General features: G+C 57.8%; 19 protein-coding genes and 6 tRNA genes. 10 read left to right on the top strand and 15 right to left on the bottom strand.

Translation table 11 applies throughout. The features are described from left to right. Positions 1–22: 22 nt before the first annotated feature. Complete coding sequence (gene ubiF, locus CYR52_RS01935) at positions 23–1,204, top strand: 3-demethoxyubiquinol 3-hydroxylase (RefSeq protein ID WP_072926305.1); 1,182 nt, start codon at positions 23–25, stop codon at positions 1,202–1,204. Positions 1,205–1,307: 103 nt separating this feature from the next. Here the strand turns inward: ubiF and CYR52_RS01930 are convergent. The 11 genes from CYR52_RS01930 to nagB all read right to left on the bottom strand — a co-directional run bounded on the left by CYR52_RS01930 (position 1,308) and on the right by nagB (position 8,341). Further along, positions 1,308–1,382, bottom strand: a tRNA-Gln gene (locus tag CYR52_RS01930). A gap of 6 nt (positions 1,383–1,388) precedes the next feature. Next, positions 1,389–1,465, bottom strand: a tRNA-Met gene (locus tag CYR52_RS01925). Positions 1,466–1,576: 111 nt separating this feature from the next. Continuing rightward, positions 1,577–1,651 (bottom strand) — tRNA-Gln (locus CYR52_RS01920). A gap of 43 nt (positions 1,652–1,694) precedes the next feature. After that, a tRNA-Gln gene (locus CYR52_RS01915) sits at positions 1,695–1,769 on the bottom strand. Between the two features lie 24 nt (positions 1,770–1,793). Then, positions 1,794–1,878: transfer RNA gene (locus CYR52_RS01910), tRNA-Leu, on the bottom strand. A gap of 8 nt (positions 1,879–1,886) precedes the next feature. Beyond that, positions 1,887–1,963, bottom strand: a tRNA-Met gene (locus CYR52_RS01905). A 226-nt stretch (positions 1,964–2,189) separates the two neighbouring features. Continuing rightward, positions 2,190–3,851, bottom strand: a complete 1,662-nt coding sequence (gene asnB / locus CYR52_RS01900) for an asparagine synthase B (RefSeq protein WP_072926303.1) — start codon at positions 3,849–3,851, stop codon at positions 2,190–2,192. Positions 3,852–4,159: 308 nt separating this feature from the next. Next, the gene (locus CYR52_RS01895) at positions 4,160–4,912 is read right to left on the bottom strand and encodes an HAD-IIA family hydrolase (protein ID WP_072926301.1); all 753 of its coding nucleotides are present in this window, start codon (positions 4,910–4,912) and stop codon (positions 4,160–4,162) included. A gap of 165 nt (positions 4,913–5,077) precedes the next feature. Beyond that, positions 5,078–6,298, bottom strand: a complete 1,221-nt coding sequence (gene nagC, locus CYR52_RS01890; RefSeq protein ID WP_072926300.1) for a DNA-binding transcriptional regulator NagC — start codon at positions 6,296–6,298, stop codon at positions 5,078–5,080. A gap of 21 nt (positions 6,299–6,319) precedes the next feature. Then, complete coding sequence (gene nagA, locus CYR52_RS01885) at positions 6,320–7,459, bottom strand: N-acetylglucosamine-6-phosphate deacetylase (protein ID WP_101827860.1); 1,140 nt, start codon at positions 7,457–7,459, stop codon at positions 6,320–6,322. An 81-nt stretch (positions 7,460–7,540) separates the two neighbouring features. After that, complete coding sequence (gene nagB / locus CYR52_RS01880) at positions 7,541–8,341, bottom strand: glucosamine-6-phosphate deaminase (protein WP_072926296.1); 801 nt, start codon at positions 8,339–8,341, stop codon at positions 7,541–7,543. Between the two features lie 325 nt (positions 8,342–8,666). Between nagB and nagE the strand changes: the two genes are divergently transcribed. From nagE to CYR52_RS01860, 4 genes are all read left to right on the top strand, one after another. Further along, positions 8,667–10,622 (top strand): PTS N-acetyl glucosamine transporter subunit IIABC, encoded by a 1,956-nt coding sequence (gene nagE, locus CYR52_RS01875; RefSeq protein WP_072926890.1) that lies wholly within the window; start codon positions 8,667–8,669, stop codon positions 10,620–10,622. Between the two features lie 167 nt (positions 10,623–10,789). Further along, positions 10,790–12,460 carry a glutamine--tRNA ligase gene (gene glnS / locus CYR52_RS01870; protein WP_072926294.1) on the top strand — a complete coding sequence of 557 codons (1,671 nt, stop codon included), beginning with the start codon at positions 10,790–10,792 and terminating at the stop codon, positions 12,458–12,460. Positions 12,461–12,852: 392 nt separating this feature from the next. Then, positions 12,853–14,298, top strand: coding sequence for a chitoporin ChiP (gene chiP / locus CYR52_RS01865; protein WP_101827859.1), 1,446 nt, complete (start codon positions 12,853–12,855; stop codon positions 14,296–14,298). 66 nt (positions 14,299–14,364) lie between these two features. Continuing rightward, positions 14,365–17,031 carry a beta-N-acetylhexosaminidase gene (locus tag CYR52_RS01860; protein ID WP_101827858.1) on the top strand — a complete coding sequence of 889 codons (2,667 nt, stop codon included), beginning with the start codon at positions 14,365–14,367 and terminating at the stop codon, positions 17,029–17,031. Positions 17,032–17,198: 167 nt separating this feature from the next. Here the strand turns inward: CYR52_RS01860 and fur are convergent, their stop codons facing one another. Both fur and fldA read right to left on the bottom strand, forming a co-directional pair. Next, a complete protein-coding gene (fur, locus tag CYR52_RS01855; RefSeq protein ID WP_072926289.1) occupies positions 17,199–17,642 on the bottom strand; it encodes a ferric iron uptake transcriptional regulator in 444 nt (147 codons plus the stop codon). 298 nt (positions 17,643–17,940) lie between these two features. Further along, positions 17,941–18,468, bottom strand: a complete 528-nt coding sequence (gene fldA / locus CYR52_RS01850; RefSeq protein ID WP_072926287.1) for a flavodoxin FldA — start codon at positions 18,466–18,468, stop codon at positions 17,941–17,943. 451 nt (positions 18,469–18,919) lie between these two features. Between fldA and CYR52_RS01845 the strand changes: the two genes are divergently transcribed. Further along, positions 18,920–20,572 (top strand): methyl-accepting chemotaxis protein, encoded by a 1,653-nt coding sequence (locus CYR52_RS01845; RefSeq protein WP_072926285.1) that lies wholly within the window; start codon positions 18,920–18,922, stop codon positions 20,570–20,572. An 84-nt stretch (positions 20,573–20,656) separates the two neighbouring features. Here CYR52_RS01845 and ybfE read toward each other — a convergent pair whose 3' ends face one another. After that, positions 20,657–20,944: a LexA regulated protein gene (ybfE, locus tag CYR52_RS01840; protein ID WP_072926284.1), complete on the bottom strand. Its 288-nt coding sequence runs from the start codon at positions 20,942–20,944 to the stop codon at positions 20,657–20,659. Positions 20,945–21,256: 312 nt separating this feature from the next. Between ybfE and CYR52_RS01835 the strand changes: the two genes are divergently transcribed. Continuing rightward, positions 21,257–21,853, top strand: coding sequence for a lipid-binding SYLF domain-containing protein (locus CYR52_RS01835; RefSeq protein ID WP_101827857.1), 597 nt, complete (start codon positions 21,257–21,259; stop codon positions 21,851–21,853). Positions 21,854–21,856: 3 nt separating this feature from the next. Here CYR52_RS01835 and ybfF read toward each other — a convergent pair whose 3' ends face one another. Further along, positions 21,857–22,636: an esterase gene (gene ybfF / locus CYR52_RS01830; protein WP_101827856.1), complete on the bottom strand. Its 780-nt coding sequence runs from the start codon at positions 22,634–22,636 to the stop codon at positions 21,857–21,859. A 204-nt stretch (positions 22,637–22,840) separates the two neighbouring features. Between ybfF and seqA the strand changes: the two genes are divergently transcribed. From seqA to CYR52_RS01815, 3 genes are all read left to right on the top strand, one after another. Continuing rightward, complete coding sequence (gene seqA / locus CYR52_RS01825) at positions 22,841–23,431, top strand: replication initiation negative regulator SeqA (RefSeq protein ID WP_072926279.1); 591 nt, start codon at positions 22,841–22,843, stop codon at positions 23,429–23,431. A 23-nt stretch (positions 23,432–23,454) separates the two neighbouring features. Beyond that, positions 23,455–25,098 carry a phosphoglucomutase (alpha-D-glucose-1,6-bisphosphate-dependent) gene (pgm, locus tag CYR52_RS01820; RefSeq protein WP_101827898.1) on the top strand — a complete coding sequence of 548 codons (1,644 nt, stop codon included), beginning with the start codon at positions 23,455–23,457 and terminating at the stop codon, positions 25,096–25,098. Between the two features lie 170 nt (positions 25,099–25,268). Continuing rightward, positions 25,269–25,916, top strand: coding sequence for a PadR family transcriptional regulator (locus CYR52_RS01815; RefSeq protein ID WP_101827855.1), 648 nt, complete (start codon positions 25,269–25,271; stop codon positions 25,914–25,916). Positions 25,917–26,074: the final 158 nt, after the last annotated feature.

Here is a 26,074-nt window from a genome sequence, read left to right as displayed (position 1 = left end):
CACAAACGGGTATTTGGCCTTTATGAACAATTCAGATAAGCATTCCGACATTACCGTTGTCGGTGGCGGCATGGTCGGCGCCGCGGCGGCCCTTGGGCTGGCTGAGCAGGGGTTTAGCGTGGCATTGCTGGAACACGCAGCCCCGCCTGAGTTTGACCCGCAGAGCGCCCCTGATTTGCGCATCTCCGCGCTGGGCTGCACCTCGGTCGCGCTCCTGACCCGGCTGGGTGCCTGGCAAAACGTGGCACAGATGCGCAGTGCGCCTTACCGCCGGCTGGAAACCTGGGAGATGCCGGGGTCAGAGGTGATTTTCGATGCCGCGGCGCTGGGCTTGCCGGAGCTGGGGTATATGGTGGAAAACACGGTGCTCCAGCGGGCGCTCTGGCAGCAGGTGGAACAGCAGCCGGCTATCCGGTTGCATTGCCCGGCCAGCTTAAAAAGCATGGAGAAAACCCCGCACGGCTGGCAGCTGACGCTACAGGATGGCCAGACGCTGACGACGCAGCTGGTCATCGGCGCGGACGGCGCGAATTCACAGGTGCGGCAACTGGCCGGTATCGGCATTAACGGCTGGCAGTATCGCCAGTCCTGTATGTTGATCAGTGTGAAAACCGCCGCGCCGGATCAGGATGTCACCTGGCAGCAGTTTTTCCCCAGCGGCCCACGCGCCTTTCTGCCGCTGTCCGGCCACTATGCGTCATTGGTCTGGTACGACAGCCCGGCCCGCATCCGGTATTTACAATCGCTGCCGATGGCCCAGCTCAGCCGGGAGATCCAGCAGGCCTTCCCGGAGAGGGTCGGCAATGTCACTGCGCTGGCGGCCGGTGCGTTCCCGCTGGTCCGCCGCCACGCCCAACACTATGTCCGCCCCGGCGTCGCCCTGATTGGGGATGCAGCGCATACCATTAATCCGCTGGCCGGGCAGGGCGTGAATCTCGGTTACCGCGATGTGGAGGCATTGATTGACGTGCTGGCGGCAGCGCGTGAACGGGGCGAAGCGTGGGCCGGTGAGCCGGTGTTGATGCGCTATCAGCGCCGCCGCAAAGTCGATAACCTGATGATGCAAAGCGGTATGGATCTGTTCTATACCGCCTTCAGTAACGATCTGGCCCCGGTGCGGATGCTGCGTAACGCTGCGCTGATGGCGGCGCAGCGTGGCGGCAGCCTGAAAAATCGCGCCTTGCGTTACGCGCTGGGACTCTGACAGCAGGGCAGGCCGGGAAGCGTCCCGGCTTTCTGCCTGAGCCATTTCCTTGCTGAGCGCAGAAAAGCAAAAAGCCCGCCGAAGCGAGCTTTTTACTTTTTTTTGGCTGGGGTACCAGGATTCGAACCTGGGAATGCCGGAATCAGAATCCGGTGCCTTACCGCTTGGCGATACCCCAAAAATTTGGTGGCTACGACGGGAATCGAACCTGTGACCCCAGCATTATGAGTGCTGTGCTCTAACCAGCTGAGCTACGTAGCCAAATTGTATTGCGTGTTCTGTTACTGCGTTGAAACTGTTTCAGATAAAAACAACTTCTACTATAACAATGACTTACTATTTCATAATCACAACATAATTGCAAGTGTTGTATGGCTGGGGTACCTGGATTCGAACCAGGGAATGCCGGTATCAAAAACCGGTGCCTTACCGCTTGGCGATACCCCAACAGGAGTTAACAACACAAATTATGCTTCTTCCGAAGAAGAAATGGCTGGGGTACCTGGATTCGAACCAGGGAATGCCGGTATCAAAAACCGGTGCCTTACCGCTTGGCGATACCCCATCCGTTACAACGCCTGGATAGAAATGGTGCGGGAGGCGAGACTTGAACTCGCACACCTTGCGGCGCCAGAACCTAAATCTGGTGCGTCTACCAATTTCGCCACTCCCGCAAAAAAGATGGTGGCTACGACGGGATTCGAACCTGTGACCCCAGCATTATGAGTGCTGTGCTCTAACCAGCTGAGCTACGTAGCCATCTTTTTTCGCGTTACCTTCGTCGGCGTTGCGGGGCGCATTATGCGGATATGACCGAATTGCGTCAACAAGTTTTTTAACGAAAAACGGCATCCCGCTTCTGTTTGTCTGGCTTATGAACAGTCTGCGGAGAAAATCGGCAAAAAGTGTCATTTATCACGCAATTGTGCCATAAAAAACGGGCCGTAAGCGGCCCGTTATTGGAAATTCCCGGCGGGTTTACCCCTTAATAGGCTGACTGGTGAACACCTACTGCACGGCCGGAAGGATCGTCCATCTTTTTGAAGGATTCATCCCATTCAATCGCCTTGGCAGACGAACAGGCCACCGACGGGCCGCCCGGCACACATTCCGCGGCGCTCGGCACCGGGAACAGCTCTTCAAAGACCGTACGGTACAGGTAAGCCTCTTTGGACACCGGCGTGTTGTACGGGAAGCGGAAGCGGGCGGTTTCCAGCTGTTGGTCCGTGACCTGTTGCGCCGCTACTTCTTTCAGTGTGTCGATCCAGCTGTAACCCACGCCGTCGGAGAACTGCTCTTTTTGCCGCCAGGCAACGCTTTCCGGCAGGTAAGATTCGAAACACTCCCGCAGGATATGCTTCTCCATCTTGCCGTTACCGCACATTTTGTCTTTCGGGTTGATGCGCATCGCCACGTCCAGGAATTTCTTGTCCAGGAACGGCACGCGGGCTTCAACGCCCCAGGCAGACATCGCTTTGTTGGCGCGTGCGCAGTCATACATATGCAGCGCCAGCAGTTTGCGCACGGTTTCTTCATGGAACTCTTTAGCGTCCGGCGCTTTATGGAAGTAGAGGTAGCCGCCGAAGACTTCATCGGCCCCTTCGCCGGAGAGCACCATTTTGATACCCATCGCCTTGATTTTACGTGACATCAGGTACATCGGCGTGGACGCGCGGATGGTGGTGACGTCATAGGTTTCGATGTGGTAGATAACATCGCGGATCGCATCCAGCCCTTCCTGCACGGTGAAATGGATCTCATGGTGCACGGTGCCGAGGTGGCGGGCCACGTCTTTGGCTGCGCGCAGATCCGGCGATCCTTCCAGGCCGACGGCGAAGGAGTGGAGCTGGGGCCACCAGGCCTCACTGCGGTTGTCATCTTCTACCCGGCGGCCGGCGAATTTCTTGGTAATCGCCGAAATAATGGACGAGTCCAGCCCGCCGGAGAGCAGCACGCCGTACGGCACATCAGACATCAGGTGGCTTTTCACCGATTCTTCCAGTGCGTTACGCAGGGCAGCGGCATCGGTGGTGTTGTCTTTGACGTTGTCGAACTCGAACCAGTCGCGACGGTAATACTCCTGCACTTTCCCGTCCTGGCTCCACAGGTAGCTGCCCGCTGGGAACTCCTGGATGGTTTTGCAGACCGGCACCAGAGATTTCATCTCAGAGGCAACAAACAGGTTGCCGTGCTCATCATGGCCCATATAGAGCGGGATGATGCCGAGGTGGTCACGGCCCACCAGATAAGCTTCTTTTTCGGTGTCATACAGAATGAAGGCGAACATCCCCTGCAATTCGTCGAGGAATGCCGGCCCTTTTTCCTGATACAGCGCCAGGATCACTTCGCAGTCAGAACCGGTCTGGAAGGCGTAACGGTCGCCCAGCTCCTGACGCAGTGCCTGATGGTTATAGATCTCACCGTTTACCGCCAGAACATGGGTGTGTGCTGCGTTATAGAGAGGTTGTGCGCCGGTGTTGACGTCCACAATAGAGAGACGCTCATGCGCCAGAATGGCTTTTTCACCTGCATAGACGCCGGACCAGTCCGGGCCACGGTGACGCATCAGACGGGACAGCTCCAGCGCTTTTTTACGCAGTTCAGCCGCGTCAGTTTTGATATCGAGCACACCAAAAATAGAACACATATAACTCTCCTAACGCATTTCTCGGGCGGTAATGATGTTGTGAGGCAGCCGGTTATCAGGGGGGTGTTGCGTGGCAGACACCCTGGCTGCGGGTCTGATAAAGAACATGCGCCAAAACCCGCAGGGTATGCAAGAGATTTAGCGTCAGAGGGAAAAATAGTTCATCGGCCACCCTGAATTTTTAGCGGATTATGATTTTTAAGGCAGATAAATTATCGATTATGCAATTTTTGGCAGGGCAAGGCGGGAAGCGGCAAAAAAGGGGGAAAAGAAAAAGTGCGGCCTGGCCGGCGGGCCAGACCCAGCGGTTAAATCACATCAATCTCTGCGACAGACGGGTAGATCCAGGTTGGCCGGAAGGGCATGGCATCAATATCACTCAGGGTGGAAACGCCGGAAAGCACCAGAATGGTTTCCAGCCCGGCCTGAAAACCGGCCAGAATATCGGTACGCAGGTTATCGCCGACAATTACCGTTTCCTCAGAGTGCGCCTGCATCTGGTTCAGGGCCGAGCGGATAATCCACGGGCTGGGTTTCCCCACATAAAAAGGCTGGCGGCCGGTGATTTTTTCAATCGGCGCGCACAGCGCCCCACACGCCGGGAAAAAGCCGCGCCCGTGGGTATCCGGGTTGGTGGCGATAAAACGTGCTCCATTCGAAATGAAGTAGGCGGCTTTATGGATCATATCGAAGTTATAGGAGCGGGTTTCCCCCACGATGACGAAATCGGGGTTGATGTCAGTGATGGTGAAACCGGCTTTATACAGCTCATGAATTAAGGCGCCTTCCCCAATAACGAAGGCTTTTTTCCCCTCCTGGCGGCGCAGAAAATCAGCGGTGGCCATAGCCGAGGTGAAAAAGGCGGTGTCAGGCACTTCAATGCCGGCAGCCAGAAAGCGGTTCGACAAATCCTGCGCTGTCTGTGACGGGTAGTTGGTCAGGATCACCAGCGGCATTCCCTGTTCCTGTATGCGCGCCAGAAAAATATCTGCACCGGGTACGGCGGTATTGTCGTGCATCAACACGCCGTCAATATCACAAATCACATTTTTTATCGTCATAGGCTTGCGTACTCATAGGAAGTTGAAGGCAATACGGGTTGAAAGCTCCAGGGTTAACCGCGATACGGTCAAACGTGCCCGGCCTGAAAAAAACGGCCCGCACACGGCGAGTCGTATTCAGGCGTGAAGGTCAACAGTATAGGCCAGCGTGGCGTTCTGGGAGCATCAGGACTCCAGCAGACGTTGCAGCAGCACCCCATTCAGCATGGCGCGCTTTGCCAGCGCAAAGGCACCAATAGAGGAACGGTGGTTAAGCTCAGAGGTGACAATCGGGAGATTCTTGCGGAAATCTTTCAACACCTGGGTATTGATGCACGCCTGAATCGCCGGCAGCAACACCTTCTGTGCCTCGGTAATCTCCCCGGCAATCACCACTTTTTGCGGGTTGAATAAGTTGATGGCAATCGCGATCGCTTTGCCCAGATAACGGCCCACATTTTCAATCACTTCAGTAGCCAGCGGATCGCCGCGGTTGGCGGCTTTGCAGATGGCACTGATGCTGTAATCGTCCAGCGTCAGTTTGCTGGGGTAGCCCTGGGTCAGCAGGTTGCGCACCCGGTTCTCAATCGCGGCGTTGGCTGCGATGGTTTCCAGGCAGCCAAAATTGCCGCAATGGCAGCGCTCACCCAGCGGGTCAACCTGAATATGGCCGATTTCCCCTACGTTACCGTTACTGCCGAGGAAAATCTGGCCATTGACCAGAATGCCTGCGCCGGTGCCGCGATGCAGCCGGACCAGCAGGGAGTCCTCGCAGTCGCGCGTTGCACCAAAGTAGTGCTCGGCCAGTGCCAGGCTGCGGATGTCATGGCCCACAAAGCTGGTCACGTTGAAGCGCTGTTGCAGGGTGTCCACCAGCCGCCAGTTATGGACGCTGATGTGCGGCATATAGCGCACCACACCTTTTTCCGGGTCCACCAGGCCGGGCAGGATCACCGCAATCGCAATCAGCTCACGCATTTTGCGCTGGTACTGGTCGATAAAGGCGGCAATCGCCTCACACAGCGCCTCTTCCAGCGTTTCCTGTGTGCGTTGGGGCAGGGCAGAGTGCGTTTCGCCCAGCGCCTTGCCGCTCATGTCATACAGGGTCAGGGTGGCGTCGTGGCGGCCCAGCCGGACGGCCAGGGTGTGGAAATGGCGGGTTTCAGTGATGATGGAGATAGCGCGGCGGCCGCCGGTGGAGGCTTGCTGATCCACTTCGCGGATCAGCCCGCGCTCCAGCAGCTGGCGGGTAATTTTCGTGACACTGGCCGGGGCCAGCTGGCTCAGCTCCGCAATCTGGATGCGTGAAATGGGCCCTTGCTGATCGATCAGGCGGTAGACCGCGGCGCCATTTAATTGCTTAACCAGATCAACATTTCCGATTTGTGTCTGTCCGCCGGTGGTCATCTACACATTACCCGCTCATGGTTACACTTCGTTGCCGTTGACGAAGGTCTTGGTGATATGGAAATCACGATCGAATGCGGTGAGGTTAGCGACCTTGCCCGCCTCCAGCGTGCCTAACGCAGAGTCCATGCCAATCGCCCGCGCCGGATACAGCGTGGCCATTCGCAGGGCCTCATCCAGGGCGATGCCTGCATGTTCAACGCTGTTCTGCACGGCTTCAATCATGGTCAATGCAGAACCGCTCAGCGTGCCGTTGTCATCCACGCACAGCCCGTCGCGATAGTATATTGTTTTACCGGCAAAAATGAACTGATCAATATTGCCGCCCGCCGGGGCGGTGGCATCTGTGACCAGCACCAGTTTGTCACCTTTCAGCCGTTTGGCATTACGGATACTGGCCCACGCCACATGTAACCCATCAGCAATAATGCCGCTGTAAACGTCCGGGGTATCAAAAATCGCCCCCATCAGGCCCGGCTCACGGCCGGTCAGGTATGGCATGGCGTTATACAGGTGGGTGGAGAACGTCACCCCCGCGGCAAAGCCTTTGCGCGCCTCATCGTACGTCGCATTGGAGTGCCCGGCAGACACCACAATACCGGCCGCGGAGAGGCGGCGGATCACCGCATCATCAACCCGTTCCGGTGCCAGCGTGACTTTGGTTATCACATCGGCGTTGTCACACAGGTAGTCGATCATCGCGTCATCCGGGGTGCGGATGAAATCCGGGTTGTGGGTGCCTTTTTTCAGCGGGTTAAGGTACGGCCCTTCCAGATGCAGGCCCAGCGCCTGATTCTGGTGGGTTTGCAGGTAAGCGCGCATCACGGCGATACCATGCTTCATATAGTCATCACTGCAGGTGATGAGGGTCGGCAGGAAACTGGTGCAGCCGGAGCGCTCATTGGCTTTCTGCATGATCTCCAGTGTCTTTTCGGAAATGGCGTCCAGCGAATCGTTGAACTGCACACCGCCGCAGCCGTTGAGTTGCAGGTCGATAAAGCCGGGAGCCAGGTTCGCGCCGCCCAGGTCGCGGGTTTCAATGCCTGCCGGCAACTCCGCTTCCGGGCATACCCGGCTGATCAGCCCGTTTTCAACCACGACAGCATGGCCATCAAGAACATCGTGGCCGGTATAAAGCCGCCCGTGAATTAACGCGTACATCTGTGCCCCCTGATTACATTCTTTCTACTGATTACTGTCTGCACTGCCGCAGGCGGGTATCGCCGGCGGCCGTCGCAGAGATTACAGATCTTTCATGTTTTCCGCTTCCAGCTCGCGGAAATATTTCACGGTTTTTACTTTCAGCTCCATGGTGGACGGCTCATCACACACCATAACCGCTTTCGGGTGCAGCTGCAGGCAGCTGATGGTCCACATGTGATTGATGTTGCCTTCTACTGCCGCCTGAAGCGCCTGGGCTTTCAGATGACCGGTAACCAGAATCATCACTTCCTCGGCATCCAGCAGCGTGCCGACGCCCACGGTCAGGGCATATTTCGGCACCTGGCTGACGTCGCCGCCAAAGAAACGGGAGTTGGCAATGCGCGTTTCTTCCGTCAGCGTTTTGATGCGGGTGCGGGACGCCAGGGAAGAGGCCGGTTCGTTGAAGGCGATATGGCCGTCATTGCCGACGCCGCCCATAAACAGGTTGATCTTGCCGTAAGACTTAATTTTCGCTTCGTAATTGCGGCACTCTTCCTCTACGTCGTCTGCATTGCCGTTGAGCAGGTTGATGTTTTCGTGCGGGATGTCAACGTGGTCAAAGAAGTTGCGGTACATAAAGGTGTGGTAACTCTCCGGGTGTTCCTGCGGCAGCCCGACATACTCATCCATATTGAAGGTGACCACATGTTTAAAGCTCACCTGGCCTGCTTTATGCATTGCAATAAGGTGTTTATAGGCTTCAAGGGGGGTACCGCCGGTCGGCAGGCCGAGGATGAACGGACGATCGGCCGTGGGTTTGAATGCGTTAATACGGGTAACAATATGCCGTGCCGCCCATTTGCCCACATCAGCCGTTGATTTCAGGGGGATCAGTCTCATCATTCACCTCTTAAATGCTTGAAATAAAGATATACTAGCGCGAAAGCCGGAAGGCCGGCCAAACCGGCTCCGGTGCGTAAGTACCGGTACAGCCTCAGGCTGCCTTGATTTTTTGAATCATAAAATAAGTTTTCAGGCATGACCAGCATTTTGCCGGGCGGAATGTGATTTAAGGTGATTATTATCACAAAATCCCTGCTTTTAATTTGCGATACGAATTAATTTTTTTACACTCCGCGTAGCAGTTGCTTTAACCAGATTAAGAGTAGTCGTTGCGTGCTGACACTGCTTGCATCGTCCGGCAGCGGACATATAGGGGGAAATGGTGAATATTCTAGGGTTTTTTCAACGTTTAGGTAGGTCGTTACAGTTACCTATCGCCGTGTTGCCGGTTGCCGCGCTGTTACTGCGTTTCGGCCAGCCGGACTTACTCAACATGCCTTTTATCGCCCAGGCGGGCGGGGCAATCTTCGATAACCTGGCACTGATTTTCGCCATCGGTGTGGCGTCCACCTGGTCCAAAGACAATGCCGGTTCTGCGGCGCTGGCCGGTGCGGTCGGTTATTTTGTCCTGACCAAAGCGATGGTCACCATCAACCCGGCGGTGAACATGGGGGTGCTCTCCGGCATCATCACCGGGCTGGTGGGCGGGATGGTCTACAACCGCTGGTCTGACATCAAGCTGCCGGATTTCCTCAGCTTCTTTGGCGGCAAACGCTTTGTGCCGATTGCCACCGGGTTCTTCTGCCTGATCCTGGCCGCCATTTTCGGCTACGTCTGGCCGCCGGTGCAGGATGCCATCCGTGCCGGTGGGGAGTGGATCGTCTCTGCGGGCGCGCTGGGGGCCGGTATCTTCGGGTTCGTCAACCGTTTGCTGATCCCGACCGGGCTGCATCAGGTGCTGAACACCATCGCCTGGTTCCAGATTGGTGATTTCACCAACGCGGCCGGGACGGTATTCCACGGGGACATCAACCGCTTCTACGCCGGTGACGGCACCGCCGGGATGTTTATGTCCGGCTTCTTCCCGATCATGATGTTCGGCCTGCCGGGTGCGGCGCTGGCGATGTACCTGGCGGCCCCGAAAGCGCGCCGCCCGATGGTGGGCGGGATGCTGCTCTCTGTAGCGGTCACGGCTTTCCTGACCGGCGTCACCGAGCCGCTGGAATTCCTGTTTATGTTCCTGGCACCGCTGCTCTATTTACTGCATGCGCTGCTGACCGGTATCAGCCTGTTTGTGGCCACCACGCTGGATATCCACGCCGGGTTCTCCTTCTCTGCCGGGGCCATCGACTACGCGCTGATGTATAACCTGCCGGCCGCCAGCAGCAATGTCTGGATGTTGCTGGTGATGGGGCTGGTGGCGTTTGCCATCTATTTCGTGGTGTTCAGCGCGGTGATCCGCATGTTCAACCTGAAAACCCCAGGGCGTGAAGATGAGTCCGCGATCGCCCGCCCGACCACTAACAGCAATACAGAAGAGGGGTTAACGGATCTGTCCCGCAGCTACATCAGCGCGATTGGCGGTTCCGATAACCTGAAAGGGATTGATGCCTGTATTACCCGCCTGCGCCTGACTGTAAAAGATGCGGGCCGGGTGAATGATGCCGAATGCAAACGCCTGGGTGCATCCGGTGTGGTGAAACTTAACAAACAAAGTATTCAGGTGATTGTCGGGGCGAAAGCGGAGTCCATCGCGGACACCATGAAACGTCTGGTGGCGGCCGGCCCGGTCGCTGCCTCTGCCGGGGGCGCCACCGGTAATGAGCCGGTCGTGAACGTGGTCAAACAGCCGCAGGCGACGCCGAACCTCAAAGCCGTGGTAGACAGCCTGGTTTCACCGATCACCGGTGAGGTGGTGATGTTGTCTGATGTGCCGGATGAAGCGTTTGCCAGCGGTGCCGTGGGCGACGGTGTGGCAATCCGCCCCACGGGCAGTACCGTGGTGTCACCGGCGGCCGGTACCGTGGTGAAGATCTTCAACACCAACCATGCGTTCTGCCTTGAAACCGCATCCGGTGCGGAAATTGTGGTGCACATGGGGATCGACACCGTGGTACTGGGCGGCAAAGGCTTTACCCGCCTGGTGGAAGAGGGCGCGGTAGTCACCGCCGGGCAGCCGGTGCTGGAACTCGACCTGGCCTATCTGAACGCCAATGCGCGCTCCATGATTAGCCCGGTGGTGGTCAGCAACGCGGATGATTTCTCCGCCGTGGTAACGCTGGCCAGCGGCCAGGTGGTGGCAGGCCAGACTAAACTGATTGATCTGCAAGGCAAGTAAACACCCGCTTTTTCAGCAACGTGAAAACGGGAGGGGAGCAATCCTCTCCCGTTTTTTTGTTTGTGGCCGCGCCCGCCGGTTTTTCTGCAACAAACGGTTGTGTCCCAGCGTGGCTTGTTGGAACATAAGCGGTTATCAGTAGTGCTTTCGCATAGAGGAATGAAGAGATGAGTGAGGCTGAAGCCCGCCCAACAAATTTTATTCGTCAGATTATTGACGAAGATCTGGCATCCGGTAAACACAACACTGTGCATACCCGTTTTCCGCCTGAGCCGAACGGCTATCTGCATATCGGCCACGCCAAGTCGATCTGCCTGAACTTTGGCATTGCGAAAGATTATCAGGGCCAATGCAACCTGCGGTTTGATGACACCAACCCGGTCAAAGAAGACATCGAGTTTGTGGAATCCATCAAGCGTGACGTGCAATGGCTGGGCTTTGAGTGGAGCGGCGCGGTGCGTTACTCCTCTGACTATTTTGACCAGCTGCACGCCTATGCGGTGGAGCTGATCGGCAAGGGTCTGGCCTATGTGGATGAACTCTCACCGGATGAAATCCGTGAATACCGCGGCACCCTGACGTCGCCGGGCAAAAACAGCCCGTACCGCGACCGCAGCGTCGAAGAGAACATGGCGCTGTTTGAGAAGATGCGCAACGGCGGTTTCGCGGAAGGCAAAGCCTGCCTGCGTGCCAAAATTGACATGGCCTCGCCGTTCATCGTGATGCGCGACCCGGTGCTGTACCGCATTAAATTTGCAGAACACCACCAGACCGGCAAAAAGTGGTGCATCTACCCGATGTATGACTTTACCCACTGCATTTCCGATGCGCTGGAAGGCATTACGCACTCGCTGTGTACCCTGGAATTCCAGGACAACCGCCGCCTGTATGACTGGGTGCTGGACAACATCACCATCCCTTGCCACCCGCGTCAGTACGAGTTCTCGCGTCTCAACCTTGAGTACGCCATCATGTCCAAGCGTAAGCTGAACCTGCTGGTGACGGAGAATATCGTGGAAGGGTGGGACGACCCGCGTATGCCGACCATCTCCGGCCTGCGCCGCCGGGGTTACACGGCCGCCGCAGTGCGTGAGTTCTGCCGCCGTATCGGCGTCACCAAGCAGACCAACAACGTCGAGATGATGGCGCTGGAGTCCTGCATCCGTGACGAGCTGAACGAAGACGCGCCGCGTGCGATGGCCGTCATTAACCCGGTGAAAGTGATCATTGAAAACTTTGACGCCGGCACCGAAGTGAACGTCACCATGCCGAACCATCCGAATAAACCGGAGATGGGCAACCGCGACGTGCCGTTCAGCCGTGAAATCTACATCGATCAGGCTGATTTCCGCGAAGAAGCCAACAAACAGTACAAGCGTCTGGTGCTGGGCAAAGAAGTGCGCCTGCGTAACGCCTATGTGATTAAAGCGGAACGCATTGAGAAAGATGCACAAGGTAATGTCACCACGATCTTCTGCAGCTATGACCCGGAAACCCTGAGCAAAGACCCGGCAGACGGCCGCAAAGTGAAAGGCGTGATCCACTGGGTCTCCGCGGCGCACGCGGTGCCGGCGGAATTCCGTCTCTATGACCGCCTGTTCAATGAGCCGAACCCAGGCCTGGCGGAGGATTTCCTCTCCACCATTAACCCGGAATCCCTGGTGATTGCCCACGGGTTTGTTGAGCCGTCACTGGCGACAGCACAACCGGAAGTGGCGTATCAGTTCGAGCGTGAAGGCTACTTCTGCGCCGACAGCCGTTACTCCAGCGCGGAGCACCTGGTGTTTAACCGCACCGTGGGCCTGCGTGATACCTGGGCGGCGAAAGCCACTGCCTGACGGGTAACCCTGTGTCTGAAAAGCGTGGCGTCAGCCGCGCTTTTTTTACCTGACATTATTTTCATCAGAAATTAAGCGGCAGGAAATGCCCGTTTCCCCGTGAGATCACATTTCTCAGTGAGCCTGTTTCCCCCTTATCCATTACCCTGAACTATATCTTCAATCCCACCTATATTGTTGAAGTGATAAGCCATTTCAGGCACAGCGTGCGTTGGCACTGTTTTTGTGCCGCCTGTCATAAACCTACACATTCCCTCATAAACTGCATTGATAATTCGCGATGCGAAAAATAGATTAACACCTGTCTGAACGCTTCAGACAAGCCACATTACGGCCTGTTTACCGGTTGATTTTCAGCCGGTTTATCTATTTTTTGTCAAAGAGGAATTGCTATGGTAACGCCAACCAGACAGCGCAGGGGGCCGGCAATCGTGATCGCCAGCCTGATGGCGGGCAGTGCCGGGGGATATGCCCCGGCGGTGAGCGCGGCAGGGTTTATCGATGATTCAACCCTGTCCGGCGGCCTCTATTACTGGCAACGTGAACGCGACCGCAAAGATCTCAGCCCGACAAAGACCGTCACCCAGCCGGATGGCTCGGTCACTACCCTCAACAACCCTGATTACGATCGCTACGCCACTAACCTGTCACACGCGACGGCCAATTTTAACCTCGATTTCAGTTCCGGCTACGCCTGGGACATGTTCGGCCTGGATTTGGCCGCCTTCACCGCCGTCGAGCTGGCAGAAAGCAGCGCCAGCGGGCACCCCAACGAAATCGCGTTTTCAACCAGCAACCGCGCTTATGAAGAGGATTACAGCGGTGACAAAAGCGGCGTCAGTATTTACCGGGCGGCCGCCAAGTTCAAATCCCACGGGGTCTGGGCGCAGGCCGGTTATATCCAGCCAAAAGGGCAGACGCTGCTGGCCCCGCACTGGAGTTTTATGCCGGGCACCTATCGCGGCATTGAAGCGGGGTACAGCCGGGATTTCCAGCAGACCGGTGAACTGAGCTTCTCCTACATGTGGGCGGATGAATACAAAGCGCCCTGGCATCTGGAGACTGACGGTTTCCGTCAGGCGGATCAGCAAACCCCGGTGGATTACCTGCACTCCATCGGTGCCAAATATGATTTCAAAAACGATTTCATCCTGGAGGCGGCCTATGGGCAAGCGGAAGGCTATGTCGATCAATACTTCCTGAAAGGATCTTACAAGATCGATATCGCCGGCAGCCCGCTCACCACCAGCTACCAGTTTTACGGTGCGGAAGATCGCCTCGGCGATAAAAACGATCCCAACAGCCTGTATGACGGGCTGGCGTGGTTACAGGGGCTGACATTCGGTTATGACACCGGCCCGGCGACCTGGCGGCTGGAGGGCACCTGGGTAAAAGCGGAAGGGAACCAGGGCTACTTCCTGCAACGTATGACGCCGACGTACGCCACCTCAAACGGCCGGTTGGATATCTGGTGGGATAACCGCTCAGACTTCAACGCCAACGGCGAAAAAGCGCTGTACGCCGGGGTGATGGTTGACCTGAAAACATGGCAACTGCCGGGGCTGTCGGTGGGCGGCTCCTACGTCTACGCCTGGGACGCCCGCCCCAGTACCAACCCGGTGTATGACCAGAGCCAGCGGTTGAAAGAGAGCGCCTGGAGCCTGGATGCGGTCTACACCGTGCAGGATGGCCGCGCGAAAGATACCCAGATCAAGCTGCATTACACCCAATACAACAACCACTCAAACCTGCCGAGCTGGAGTGGCGGCTACGGCAACATTTTCCAGGACGAAAAAGACATCAAATTTATGGTGATCGCACCGTTCACCGTATTTTAACCGCGCGGCTGTGGCATGAATGCCCTGCCGGGCGACATGCCTGCCCGCTAATGGATGAGGTTCAGCATGAAAACACATTTCTTACGTACCACCCTGGCGGCCACGGTGGCCTCGCTGATGGTCGCCGCACCGGCACAGGCGAGCCAGCAAACGGTCGATGATATCAGCCGTTTCACTCTGAATTATCAGATAGAGGACAACCAGGCCAACCGCCACGGCACGGATTGCCGCGCCCTGGGGGCGGACTGGGCCTCCTGCAACACCGTGACGCTGACGCTGACCAACCCCGGCGAGGCGGTGAATGACCACAACTGGGCGATCTACTTCCACAGCATCCGGCAGGTGCTGCAAGTCACCGATCCGCAGTTTTCCGTCACCCGCCTGACCGGCGACCTGCACCGCCTGACGCCAACGGCGGCCTTCAAGGGTTTCCCGGCCGGCGGCCGCACGGCCATCCCGATGGTGGTCGAGTACTGGCAGGTCGCCAACAGCGACATTATGCCGCGCTGGTATGTCACCGCTGACGATGCCGAACCGAAAATCATCCGTAATACCGATACCGAAGACGTCTCGCAGTTTGTCGGCGAGATCACCCCGGCGAACCTGAAGCGCGCACCGGAAGATAACAATATTGCGATGACCCCGGATACCCGCTTTGTGAAAAACCGTGATGTCGCGCCGATGGCCGCCGCCTCGCTGCGCGGGCAGATTATCCCGACGCCGTTACAGGTGAAGATCAACAAAGGCGATGTGCTGCTGAATAACGGGCTGGCGGCTGACCTGGCGGCGCTGCCGGTGCCGTCGCAACAGGCGTTACGCGCGCGTATGGCGCTGCTGGGCCTGCCGGCGCAGCCCGGCGGCTACCCGCTCCGCACCCGCATCGACAGTACGGCCTTCAGCGGCAAACTGGCGGTGGCAGGCGCTTACCGGCTGACCATTGGTGAGGGCGGGGTAGACGTGGTGGGCTTTGATCACAGCGGCGTCTTCTATGGTGTGCAGTCGCTGCTGTCGCTGGTGCCGGTGGAGGGCGAAAAACGCATCGCCCAACTCACTGCCGCGGACGCACCGCGTTTCCCTTACCGCGGTATGCACGTGGACGTCGGCCGCAACTTCCACAGCAAAGCCGCGGTATTGCGGCTGCTGGATGAGATGGCCGCCTATAAGCTCAACACTTTCCAGTTCCACCTGACGGATGATGAAGGCTGGCGCATTGAGATCCCTGGTTTGCCGGAGCTGACAGAGATCGGCAGCAAACGCTGCCATGACCTGACGGAGACGCGTTGCCTGTTGCCGCAACTCGGCTCCGGCCCCTACAGCGACAATAACGGCAGCGGCTATTTCAGCCGGGCGGACTATATCGAGATTGTGAAGTATGCGCAGGCACGGCAGATTAACGTCATCCCGGAGATAGACATGCCTGCCCACGCCAGGGCGGCGATTGTCTCCATGGAGGCGCGCTACCAGCGGCTGCAACAGGCCGGTAAACCTGAAGAGGCGGGGGCTTACCGGTTGCTCGACCCGACGGACACCTCCAATACCACCTCCGTGCAGTATTACGATCGCCGCAGTTACCTCAACCCGTGCCTGCCGTCGTCGTTGCGCTTTGTGGATAAAGTGGTAAGCGAAATTGCTGCGATGCACCAGGAAGCGGGGCAACCGCTCACCACCTGGCACTTTGGCGGGGATGAGGCGAAAAACATCCGCCTTGGGCCGGGGTATCAGGACCTGAATGCCCCGGCAGACCCGGCGAAAGGGGCCATCGACCTGAGTAAAGAGGATCAGCCGTGGTCAAAATCCACTGTCTGTCAGGCGCTGGTGAAATCCGGGAAAGTGGCGGCGTTTGATCACCTCTCCAGCTATTTTGCCGTAGAGGTCAGCAAGCTGGTCAAGGCGCGCGGCATTGACCGGATGCAGGCCTGGCAGGATGGCCTGAAAGATGCGAAAGATGCCCGCGCTTTCGCCACGTCGCGGGTGGGGGTCAATTTCTGGGACACCCTCTACTGGGGCGGTGCGCAGAGCGCCGGGGAATGGGCAGCCAAAGGGTATGAAATTACGCTCTCCAACCCGGATTACCTCTACTTTGACAAACCCTATGAGGTCAGCGCGCGTGAGCCGGGCTACTACTGGGCCACGCGCGCCAGCGATGAGGCCAAGATCTTCAGCTTCGCGCCGGACAACCTGCCGCAGAACGCCGAAACCTCCGTTGACCGTGACGGCAACGCCTTTACCGCCCGCGGCGATGCCCCGTGGCCGGGCGCGCACGGCATGTCCGGGCAGGCCTGGAGCGAAACCATCCGCACCGACAGTGACCTGGAATACCGTATCTATCCGCGCCTGATGGTGCTGGCCGAGCGCGCCTGGCACCGTGCAGACTGGGAACTGCCGTACAAAGCCGGGCGGGAGTACCAGGGCGGCAAAACCCATTGGGTTAACCGCGATAAGCTGGCGGCGGACTGGCAGCGTTTCGCCAACCTGATGGGGCAGCGCGAGATCGCGAAGCTGGATCGTCACGGCGTCGCCTATCGCCTGCCGGTACCCGGCGCACGCATCGTAAACGGTAAGCTTGACGCCAATGTGTCACTGCCGGGCCTCACCATCCAGTATTCACAGGACGGCGTAAATTGGCAGACATACCGGGCAGAGGCCAAACCGGGCGTGGAAAAAGGCGTCTGGGTGCGTACCCTCAGCCCGGACGGCAAACGCAGCGGGCGCAGCGAGCAGGTCGGGCTCTGACGTAACGCCGCATAACGCGACAGTGCAGCGCAATATTATGGCCCCGGCAAACCGGGGCTTTTTTATCGCCACAGGGCGGGGCCGCCGGAAAAAGGGCGAAAAAAAACCGCATCAATGCGGTTTTTCGGCTGCAACGGCAAAAGGGCACCGGGTGCCCCAGGCAGCGATTACTTCTCGTGCAATCCTTCGTTTTCGCGGCAATCGCCCGCTTCACAATGACCATAGAGGTAGAGGCTATGGTTGGTCAGCTTAATGCCGTGTTTCTTGGCAATTTCACGCTGACGAATCTCAATGGATTCATCGCTGAACTCGATCACTTTTCCGCAATCCAGGCAGATCAGGTGATCGTGGTGGTGCTGCTGAGTCAGTTCGAACACTGACTTACCGCCTTCAAAATTGTGGCGGGTGACAATGCCGGCGTCATCAAATTGGTTCAGCACGCGGTATACCGTGGCCAGGCCAATCTCTTCGCCCATGTCGATCAACTTCTTATAAAGATCTTCCGCACTGACGTGGTGGCAGGTCGGATCTTGTAACACTTCCAGGATCTTGAGTCGCGGAAGCGTGACTTTCAGGCCGGCCTTTTTTAATGCGGTGTTGTTGTCAGTCATGCGGATTCTGTCCTGTTACTATGCTATTCACGTTTAGGCATACAGCCTATGACATCGGTCGGCGCAAAGGTTTTAGTTGCGTCTCATTATAGAACTGAGCCGCTCAAAATGAAAACGCCGCCTGCTTGCGTTGTGCGGGTTGCGGGCTACTTTTGCAACACGTTGATGGATAGGAAATACGCGGGGCCCAGTGTACCCCGATACTGGATAAAGTTACAAACTTGTAGCCAATATTTCGGTGCCGGGCAGGGGAAACAGGGCCCTTTTGGTTGAAAATCAACCGCCGGGGCCGGGGGTATTAACCGAGGATTTCCGCCAGGCTCAGCTCCTGAGTAATCTGCTTGACCCACGCGTCAACGCGTTCGTTGGTCAGCTCCGGCTGACGGTCTTCGTCAATGGCCAGGCCGATAAAGTGGGTGTCATCGGCCAGCCCTTTGGAGGCTTCGAAATGGTAGCCTTCGGTTGGCCAATGGCCGACCAGTACCGCGCCGCGCGGTTCAATGATGTCACGCACGGTGCCCATCGCATCACAGAAATACTCGGCGTAATCTTCCTGGTCACCGCAGCCAAACAGGGCCACCAGTTTGCCTTCGAAATCGATCTCTTCCAGCGTCGGGAAGAAATCATCCCAGTCACACTGCGCTTCGCCGTAGTACCAGGTCGGGATGCCCAGCAGCAGGATGTCGAACTTTTCCAGATCTTCCTTGCTGCTTTTGGCGATGTCGTGCACCTCGGCAACATCGTTGCCCAGTTGCTTCTGGATCATTTTGGCGATGTTTTCCGTGTTTCCGGTATCGGACCCGAAGAAGATTCCCACTACGGCCATATGCTTCTCTAACCTCTTGTTCTTAATAAGTAAACCTGCCACTGACAGGCGCTGATGCTGCTGATGATAGCAAAGTCACCGCCGGGTGAACATCATCACGCCGTCCGGCCTGCACTTGCCGGTGCCGGCAACCCTCACCGGCAGACAGAATGGTGAAATATTCTATCGGCCAAAAAACAGAGGTGTTATCGCCTTTGTGTGCTGAAAGTAACTTCATTGTGATATCAAGCGCCTGACCTCCCGCAGCGGGCCGCAGGTAATTTCCCTGCGTGAATATTTTCCTCCAAGGCTAAACGTTGCTTCCGGTCTGCCGATATCAGACACATGAGGGGGGATCATCCTCATTTTATCTGGCAGGAACCCCGGTTCCGCCATACCAACCTTGTATCAGGGAGCGAGTACCCGGATCCACGTTGTTCAGCCTGAAACATCCTGTTTCGAGAGAGGAAATGTGCAGTTTTTAAAAAACATCACCATCCGTGCCGCCCTGTTGTGGGTGCTGGGGATATTTTGCGTCCTGTGGGGCGGGGTTGCGGCCTATACCGTCATCTCTCTGAATAAACTCACTGACACAACCGAGGCCAGTGCGCTGCTGGTACAGAATATTGACCTGATTAACCACGGCAACGACCAGTATTTCCGTACGGTGACCCGCCTGGCGCGTGCCGTCGACAGCGTTGCCTCCAATGAGCCGAACCCGGATTTCGATTCCGTGGCCAAGGCGCTGGCGAACCTGCAAGGCGCATACAGTGAATTTAAAAAGATCGGTAATGCCAGCATTGAGCCGGACACCGTCAAACAGGTGACGGATGACTGGGAAGCGCTGATCGAGCAGGGTGTCAACCCGCTCTATCAGGCCGCCAAACGGGGCGACATGGCAAGCTACCGCCAGCTGTCCAAAGTGACGGTGCCGGCCCTGAGCCGCCAGTTCTCCGCTTCCAACGCCCGGTATACCAAACAGGCCACGGCGAAGATTGACGCTTCCAAGGCGGATTTCCACAGCATCGCCTCCACCAGCAAAGTGATCCTGATCGCGGCGCTGACCTTCGGCATCCTGTTGCTGATTGCCACTGACCGTTACCTGGTGATGGCGGTCGTGAAACCGCTGGACACCCTGCGCGGGCAGTTCGCGGCGATTGCCAACGGCGATCTCGGCAAAGAGCTGCATGATTTCGGCAGCAACTGCGTCGGCAGGTTGATCCCGCTGCTGCGTGATATGCAAAACAGCCTGGCGAAAACCGTGCTGGCGATCCGCTCCTGTACCGATAACATCTATCAGGGGGCGTCTGAAATCTCTGCCGGCAACAACGATCTCTCCTCCCGTACCGAAGAACAAGCCTCGGCGCTGGAAGAGACGGCCGCCAGCATGGAGCAGCTGACCGCCACGGTGAAACACAACGCCGACAACGCGCACCACGCCAGCCAGCTGGCCAGCACCGCCTCCGTCACCGCCCAGAAAGGCGGGCAGATTGTGGCCGATGTGGTCCGCACCATGCAGGAAATCTCCGGCAGCTCGAAGAAAATTGCTGAAATCACCACCGTGATCAACAGCATCGCCTTCCAGACCAACATCCTGGCACTGAACGCCGCGGTAGAAGCCGCGCGGGCCGGTGAGCAGGGCCGCGGCTTTGCGGTGGTCGCGAGCGAAGTGCGCAACCTGGCACAGCGCAGCGCGCAGGCGGCGAAAGAGATTGAAAACCTGATCAGCGAATCGGTAAGCCGGGTGGACAGCGGGTCCAAACTGGTGGCCAGCGCAGGCCAGACGATGGGCGACATCGTGCAGTCCATCACCCACGTTACGGACATCATGGGCGAAATCGCCTCTGCGTCAGACGAGCAGAGCAAAGGCATCAGCCAGGTGGCCCTGGCGGTGACAGAAATGGACAGCGTGACGCAGCAGAACGCCGCGCTGGTGGAGCAGGCGTCGCAGGCAGCCTTGTCGCTGGAAGAGCAGGCGGCCGTGCTGAACCAGACAGTGGCCACCTTTACCCTGCGGGACGGCGCAGTGCGCACCCCGGCCGTGGCTGCGGCCCCGGTGAAAAGCGTGGCGGTCGTCAGCGCACGCACCCCGGCGTCCGGCCAGGACAACTGGGAAACGTTCTAATCTGAGGACGCCCTAAAACAAAACCGGTGGTGAACTGGGTTCACCACCGGTCTGGGGGAAGGGCAGGGCGCAAACAGCAGGCCGTCAGGATTCAGCCTGTTGTTTGCGCAACTGTTCCAGCAACATCTGTTCAATCAGTTCGCTGCGGCTGATGTTCTGCTGCTCAGCAAGCTTGTTGAGCGCATCCACCGCGTCCGCATTAATCTTCAATTCCACCCGCCGCAAACCGCGGACTTTATCGCGCCGTAATTGATTCCGCTTATTGATTCTCAGCTGTTCATCACGGGAAAGCGGGTTGGTTTTGGGGCGGCCGGGACGACGGTCATCTGCGAACAGATCCAGCGTAGTGCGATCCGTTTGTTCTTTTGCCATATAGGTAGCGGTACAACTAAGGGATAAACATCTGCCTGCGCCAGCGCAGCCGGATGGCTCGGTGAATATACGTTCAGGTCAATCAACCTTAACCCACATTACCCCGTTGCGCAGCAGCGCGGACGGCGGCAAAACAATAGCGCGCCATAATACCCCAGCCCGCGCCGCCGGAACAATGCCTAACTGCCTGTCCTGGTTCATCTGTTGGCGTTTCAGCCCATTTTTCATTTTGTGCGGTAAGCCGCTTTGACCGGCGCTTTCAGGGTAAAAACCTGACAAAATGCGCGGTTTATCGGTCAGGATTAACCATAAATGTTTGATATAATTAATTTTAAATCATTTGTCTGGATTATTTTTACTGTCATGCTGAGCGGCTGTGGTGCCCAGGGCGATAACCCGGCGCAGCAGCGCCGTTCGATTCACGCCATGCAGCAAACCACGTTGAAAGAGGTGTGTACCCGTTACCCGGCAGCAGAGCAGGCGCTGAAAAAGGCGGCGGGTTACGGGGTGTTTGCCCTGCAAAGCAATAAAATCATGGTGGTCGGGATCGGAAACGGGTACGGCGTGGTGCATGACAACCACAGCGGCAAAGAGACCTACATGCGGGTGGCGCAGGCGGGAACCGGGGTAGGGCTGGGGGTCAACCAGATCCGCTTTCTGATGGTGTTCCCGACAGCGAAAAGCCTGAGCGATTTCATCGAACATGGCCTGATGCTGAGCGCAGACACTCATGCCTCTGCCAAATATAAAGACAAGGGCGGCGCCACCCCCAGCCGCACGCTGAGCACCCAGGCCGCAGTGGAGCAGGGGGTGTCCGGCATCAGCATCTATCAGCTCACCGACAACGGCCTCTCCGCCCAGGCGATGCTGTACGGCTACAAATACTGGCCGGACGACGCCCTGAACTAGCGGTTACGCCTCGCCGAGGAACCGGTTAATGGCACGCAGCACGGCCTCGGGTTTCTCGGCATGCACCCAGTGGCCGGTACCGGCCACCACATGGGCGCGCGCCTGCGGGAACTGGCGCGCAATCTCTTCGCGGTAGCTCTCCTGAACATAGGGGGAGTGACCACCGCGGATGAACAGCGCCGGGTGCGGCCAGGCAGGCACCGGCTCCCAGCCGGTGATGTGCGCGTACTGGTCCCACAGCACCGGCACGTTGAAGCGCCATTCGCCCTCATGGAACGATTTCAGCAGGAACTGGATCACACCCTCTTCGTCCAGATAATCCCGCATGATGCCGGCGGCGGCGCTGCGCACTGTTGCCCCGGCCTCCGTGACGGCGCGGATCGCGGCAAAAATCTCATCGTGGCGGCGGGTCTGGTAATCCACCGGCGCGACGTCAATCACCACCAGTTTCTCAATTTTCTCCCCGGCCACGGCCGTCAGCGCCATCGCCGCTTTGCCGCCCATCGAGTGGCCGATAACAATCGCCCGCTCAATCGCCAGATCGTCGAGCAACTCCTTCAAATCCGCCGCCATCTCCGGGTAGGTCATGCCCGGCGCCCGCGGTGACAGCCCGTGGTTGCGCATATCCACCTGCACCACCGGGTGGCGGTCACGCAGGTCGCGCGCCAGCACGCCGAGGTTATCCAGGCTGCCGAACAGCCCGTGAATCAGCACCACCGGCAGCGCACCGGCCGGTGAATGGTCGGTTTGTAAGCGATAATTCAATTTCATGGCAAAGTTCATACTGAGAGACAATCTCCTTAGGTTATCATGAGATATAAATCTGGATCTTCCCCGTGATTGAGAGATGACGAAGCGCCTGCCGGGCAGCGCGTTTAGGTAATAGTCTGCATTTTTGGCTGAGGCCGCAGGAACCTGTTCGCGAAACCGGATTAGCTTGTATACTCTTTTCGATTGAATTAAGTAGAAAAACAGTACTGGATAAAGATGAAAACTATTGAGGTTGACGAAGAGCTCTATCGTTATATCGCGAGCCATACCCAGCATATCGGTGAGAGCGCGTCCGACATTCTGCGTCGTATGCTGAAGTTCACCCCCGGCCAGCAGGCCGTGCGTGCGGCCCCGGCCGCCGTTGCCCAGTCGATGCAGGCCCGCGCTGAGCCGCAGGCCGCGCCGGTTGCCCCGGCCGCACCTTCCGTGACGGCCCCGGCCGCCGCGCAACAGCCGCGTGACAAAGTCCGGGCGATGCGTGAACTGCTGCTGTCGGATGAGTACGCCGAGCAGAACAAGGCTGTGAACCGCTTTATGCTGGTGTTGTCGACCTTATATAGCCTGGCGCCGCAGGAGTTCGCGGCGGCGACGGAAACCTTGCACGGCCGCACGCGCACCTACTTTGCCGGCGACGAGCAAACCCTGCTCCAGGGCGGTAACCACACCAAGCCCAAACCTGTTCCGGGCACACCGTACTGGGTCATCACCAACACCAATACCGGCCGTAAACGCAGCATGATTGAAACCATCATGCAGGCGATGCAGTTCCCGGTGGAACTGACTGACAAAGTTTGCGGCACCATTTAATTTAGCGAAAGGGAGAAGTGCCGGTGGCTAATCATCCACGTGCAGGGCAACCTGCTCAGCAGAGCGATTTGATTAATGTGGCACAGTTGACGTCGCAATATTATGTATTGCGTCCGGAGCCGGGCAACACTGCGCATGCGGTGAAGTTCGGCACCTCCGGGCACCGCGGCAGCGCCGGGCGTCACAGCTTTAACGAGGCACACATTCTGGCTATCGCCCAGGCGATTGCCGAAGTGCGCAAACAGCAGGGCACAACCGGGCCATGCTACGTGGGTAAGGATACGCACGCGCTCTCAGAGCCGGCCTTCATCTCTGTGCTGGAAGTGCTGACCGCCAACGGCGTGGACGTGATTGTCCAGCAGGATAACGGCTTCACCCCGACGCCTGCGGTCTCCAATGCGATTCTGGTACACAACCAGAACGGCGGCGCCCAGGCAGACGGCATTGTGATCACGCCGTCCCACAACCCGCCGGAAGATGGCGGCATCAAATACAACCCGCCGAACGGCGGCCCGGCTGACACCAACCTGACCTCGGTCATCGAAAAGCGCGCCAATGCGCTGCTGGCCGACAACCTGAACGGCGTGCAGCGCCAGTCGCTGGACAAAGCCCGGCAGAGCGGCCACCTGCACGAGAAAGATCTGGTGCAGCCGTACATTGAGGGGCTGACCTCCATCATCGACATGCCGGCCATCCAGCGTGCGGGCCTGAAGCTGGGCGTTGACCCGCTCGGCGGCTCCGGCATCGCCTACTGGCAGCGCATCGCCGAGCACTACAAGCTCGACCTGACGCTGGTGAATGATGAAGTCGACCAGACCTTCCGCTTCATGCACCTTGACCACGACGGCATCATCCGCATGGACTGCTCCTCCGAGTCCGCGATGGCCGGCCTGCTGGCGCTGCGTGACAAGTTCGATCTGGCCTTCGCCAACGACCCGGACTATGACCGCCACGGCATCGTCACCCCGAAAGGGCTGATGAACCCGAACCACTATCTGGCAGTGGCCATCCAGTACCTGTTCCAGCACCGCCCGCAGTGGGGCCAGGATGTGGCCGTCGGCAAAACGCTGGTGTCCAGCGCGATGATCGACCGCGTAGTGGCCGACCTGGGCCGCAAGCTGGTGGAAGTGCCGGTCGGCTTCAAATGGTTCGTGGACGGCCTGTATGACGGCAGCTTCGGGTTCGGCGGCGAAGAGAGCGCCGGGGCCTCGTTCCTGCGCTTCGACGGCACCCCGTGGTCCACTGACAAAGACGGCATCATCATGTGCCTGCTGGCCGCGGAAATCACCGCCGTGACCGGTAAAAACCCGCAGGCGCATTACGATGAGCTGGCACAGCGTTTCGGCGCGCCGAGCTACAACCGTATCCAGGCACCGGCCAGCCATGCGCAGAAAGCGGCGCTCTCCAAGCTCTCCCCGGAGCAGGTGAAGGCTGACCAACTGGCCGGTGACAAAATCACCGCGCGCCTGACTGCCGCACCGGGCAACAACGCGGCAATCGGCGGCCTGAAAGTGATGACCGACAACGGCTGGTTTGCCGCACGCCCGTCCGGCACCGAAGAGGCGTACAAAATCTACTGCGAGAGCTTCCTGGGTGCTGAGCACCGCGAGAAGATCGAGAAAGAAGCGGTGGATATCGTCAGTGAAGTGCTGGCGAACGCCAAATAATCGCGACACCTTCCCGACTTGCTGAAAAAGCGCTGTGAACACAGCGCTTTTTTTATGCCCGCAAAATAGATATATCGAATTTGCAAAAAGATCTTGCCTGCCTTCTGCGCAGCGTCTATTTTAGATATATCGAAAACAAATCGATATATCTAAAACGAGTGGAGTGAACAATGATTAATGACCACATTACCCCCCGCAAAGCCGGCGGCCGCCGTCGCGACAAAGTCTATAACCTGATCCGCCGTGGCGGGCACCATGCGCATCACCACGGTGAGCGCGGCGGGCGCCGTGGCGGCCAGGGTGAAAGACTGCACCGTCTGTTTGAACATGGTGACCTGAAGCGGGTGCTGCTGGCACTGGTGGCGAAAAAACCGAGCCACGGTTATGAGCTGATCAAAGCGATTGAAGAAGCCTCATCCGGCCTGTACGTGCCCAGCCCCGGCGTGATCTACCCGACGCTAACGCTGCTGGAAGAGCAGGAGTTACTGGAAGCGGTGCCGACCGGCAATGGCCGTAAAAGTTACCGCCTGACTGCCGCCGGGGAAGCGGAGCTGGCACAGCATCAGATGGCAGTAGATGTCATTTTTGCCCGGCTGGCGCAGGTAACGCAGAACCGCGAAGGCAACCTGGCAGAAGGGATCAGCGGCACCATGAAACAGCTGAAGCACGTCCTGCGCAGCAACATGATGCGCACTGACCTGACCCCCGCGCAGATCGCTGAGGTTAACCAGGCACTGCAAACCGCCGTCGCGGCCATTACGCTGACGCTGGCCCCACAAGATGCCGCAGAGGATCAGCCGGAAGACCAGCCGGAATAGCCGTAAATTAACTAATGGTTAGTTAATTCTTAACACTCTTGTAACTTAATGACAGAAATAAGGTAGGATAAGGTAAAAAACGCGAAAAATAGTGGTCGGATGAGTGGTAAAATTACATCACGCAGAGTAATATTTATACTAACTTACATAAACAGCGT

Origin of the sequence: Chimaeribacter arupi, from assembly GCF_002858805.1 — a bacterium.
Taxonomy (GTDB): Bacteria; Pseudomonadota; Gammaproteobacteria; order Enterobacterales; family Enterobacteriaceae; genus Chimaeribacter; species Chimaeribacter arupi.
The sequence above is the reverse complement of the archived record's forward strand: the minus strand, read 5'-3'. Positions and strand labels throughout refer to the sequence as shown.

Coding starts and splice junctions, on each gene's coding strand:
- CYR52_RS01860 (WP_101827858.1), top strand. CDS start 14,365: ATGAAAACACATTTCTTACGTACCACCCTGGCGGCCACGGTGGCCTCG.
- CYR52_RS01815 (WP_101827855.1), top strand. CDS start 25,269: ATGATTAATGACCACATTACCCCCCGCAAAGCCGGCGGCCGCCGTCGC.
- ubiF (WP_072926305.1), top strand. CDS start 23: ATGAACAATTCAGATAAGCATTCCGACATTACCGTTGTCGGTGGCGGC.
- asnB (WP_072926303.1), bottom strand. CDS start 3,851: ATGTGTTCTATTTTTGGTGTGCTCGATATCAAAACTGACGCGGCTGAA.
- ybfE (WP_072926284.1), bottom strand. CDS start 20,944: ATGGCAAAAGAACAAACGGATCGCACTACGCTGGATCTGTTCGCAGAT.
- CYR52_RS01835 (WP_101827857.1), top strand. CDS start 21,257: ATGTTTGATATAATTAATTTTAAATCATTTGTCTGGATTATTTTTACT.
- fldA (WP_072926287.1), bottom strand. CDS start 18,468: ATGGCCGTAGTGGGAATCTTCTTCGGGTCCGATACCGGAAACACGGAA.
- ybfF (WP_101827856.1), bottom strand. CDS start 22,636: ATGAACTTTGCCATGAAATTGAATTATCGCTTACAAACCGACCATTCA.
- CYR52_RS01895 (WP_072926301.1), bottom strand. CDS start 4,912: ATGACGATAAAAAATGTGATTTGTGATATTGACGGCGTGTTGATGCAC.
- nagC (WP_072926300.1), bottom strand. CDS start 6,298: ATGACCACCGGCGGACAGACACAAATCGGAAATGTTGATCTGGTTAAG.
- glnS (WP_072926294.1), top strand. CDS start 10,790: ATGAGTGAGGCTGAAGCCCGCCCAACAAATTTTATTCGTCAGATTATT.
- chiP (WP_101827859.1), top strand. CDS start 12,853: ATGGTAACGCCAACCAGACAGCGCAGGGGGCCGGCAATCGTGATCGCC.
- nagB (WP_072926296.1), bottom strand. CDS start 8,341: ATGAGACTGATCCCCCTGAAATCAACGGCTGATGTGGGCAAATGGGCG.
- nagA (WP_101827860.1), bottom strand. CDS start 7,459: ATGTACGCGTTAATTCACGGGCGGCTTTATACCGGCCACGATGTTCTT.
- seqA (WP_072926279.1), top strand. CDS start 22,841: ATGAAAACTATTGAGGTTGACGAAGAGCTCTATCGTTATATCGCGAGC.
- fur (WP_072926289.1), bottom strand. CDS start 17,642: ATGACTGACAACAACACCGCATTAAAAAAGGCCGGCCTGAAAGTCACG.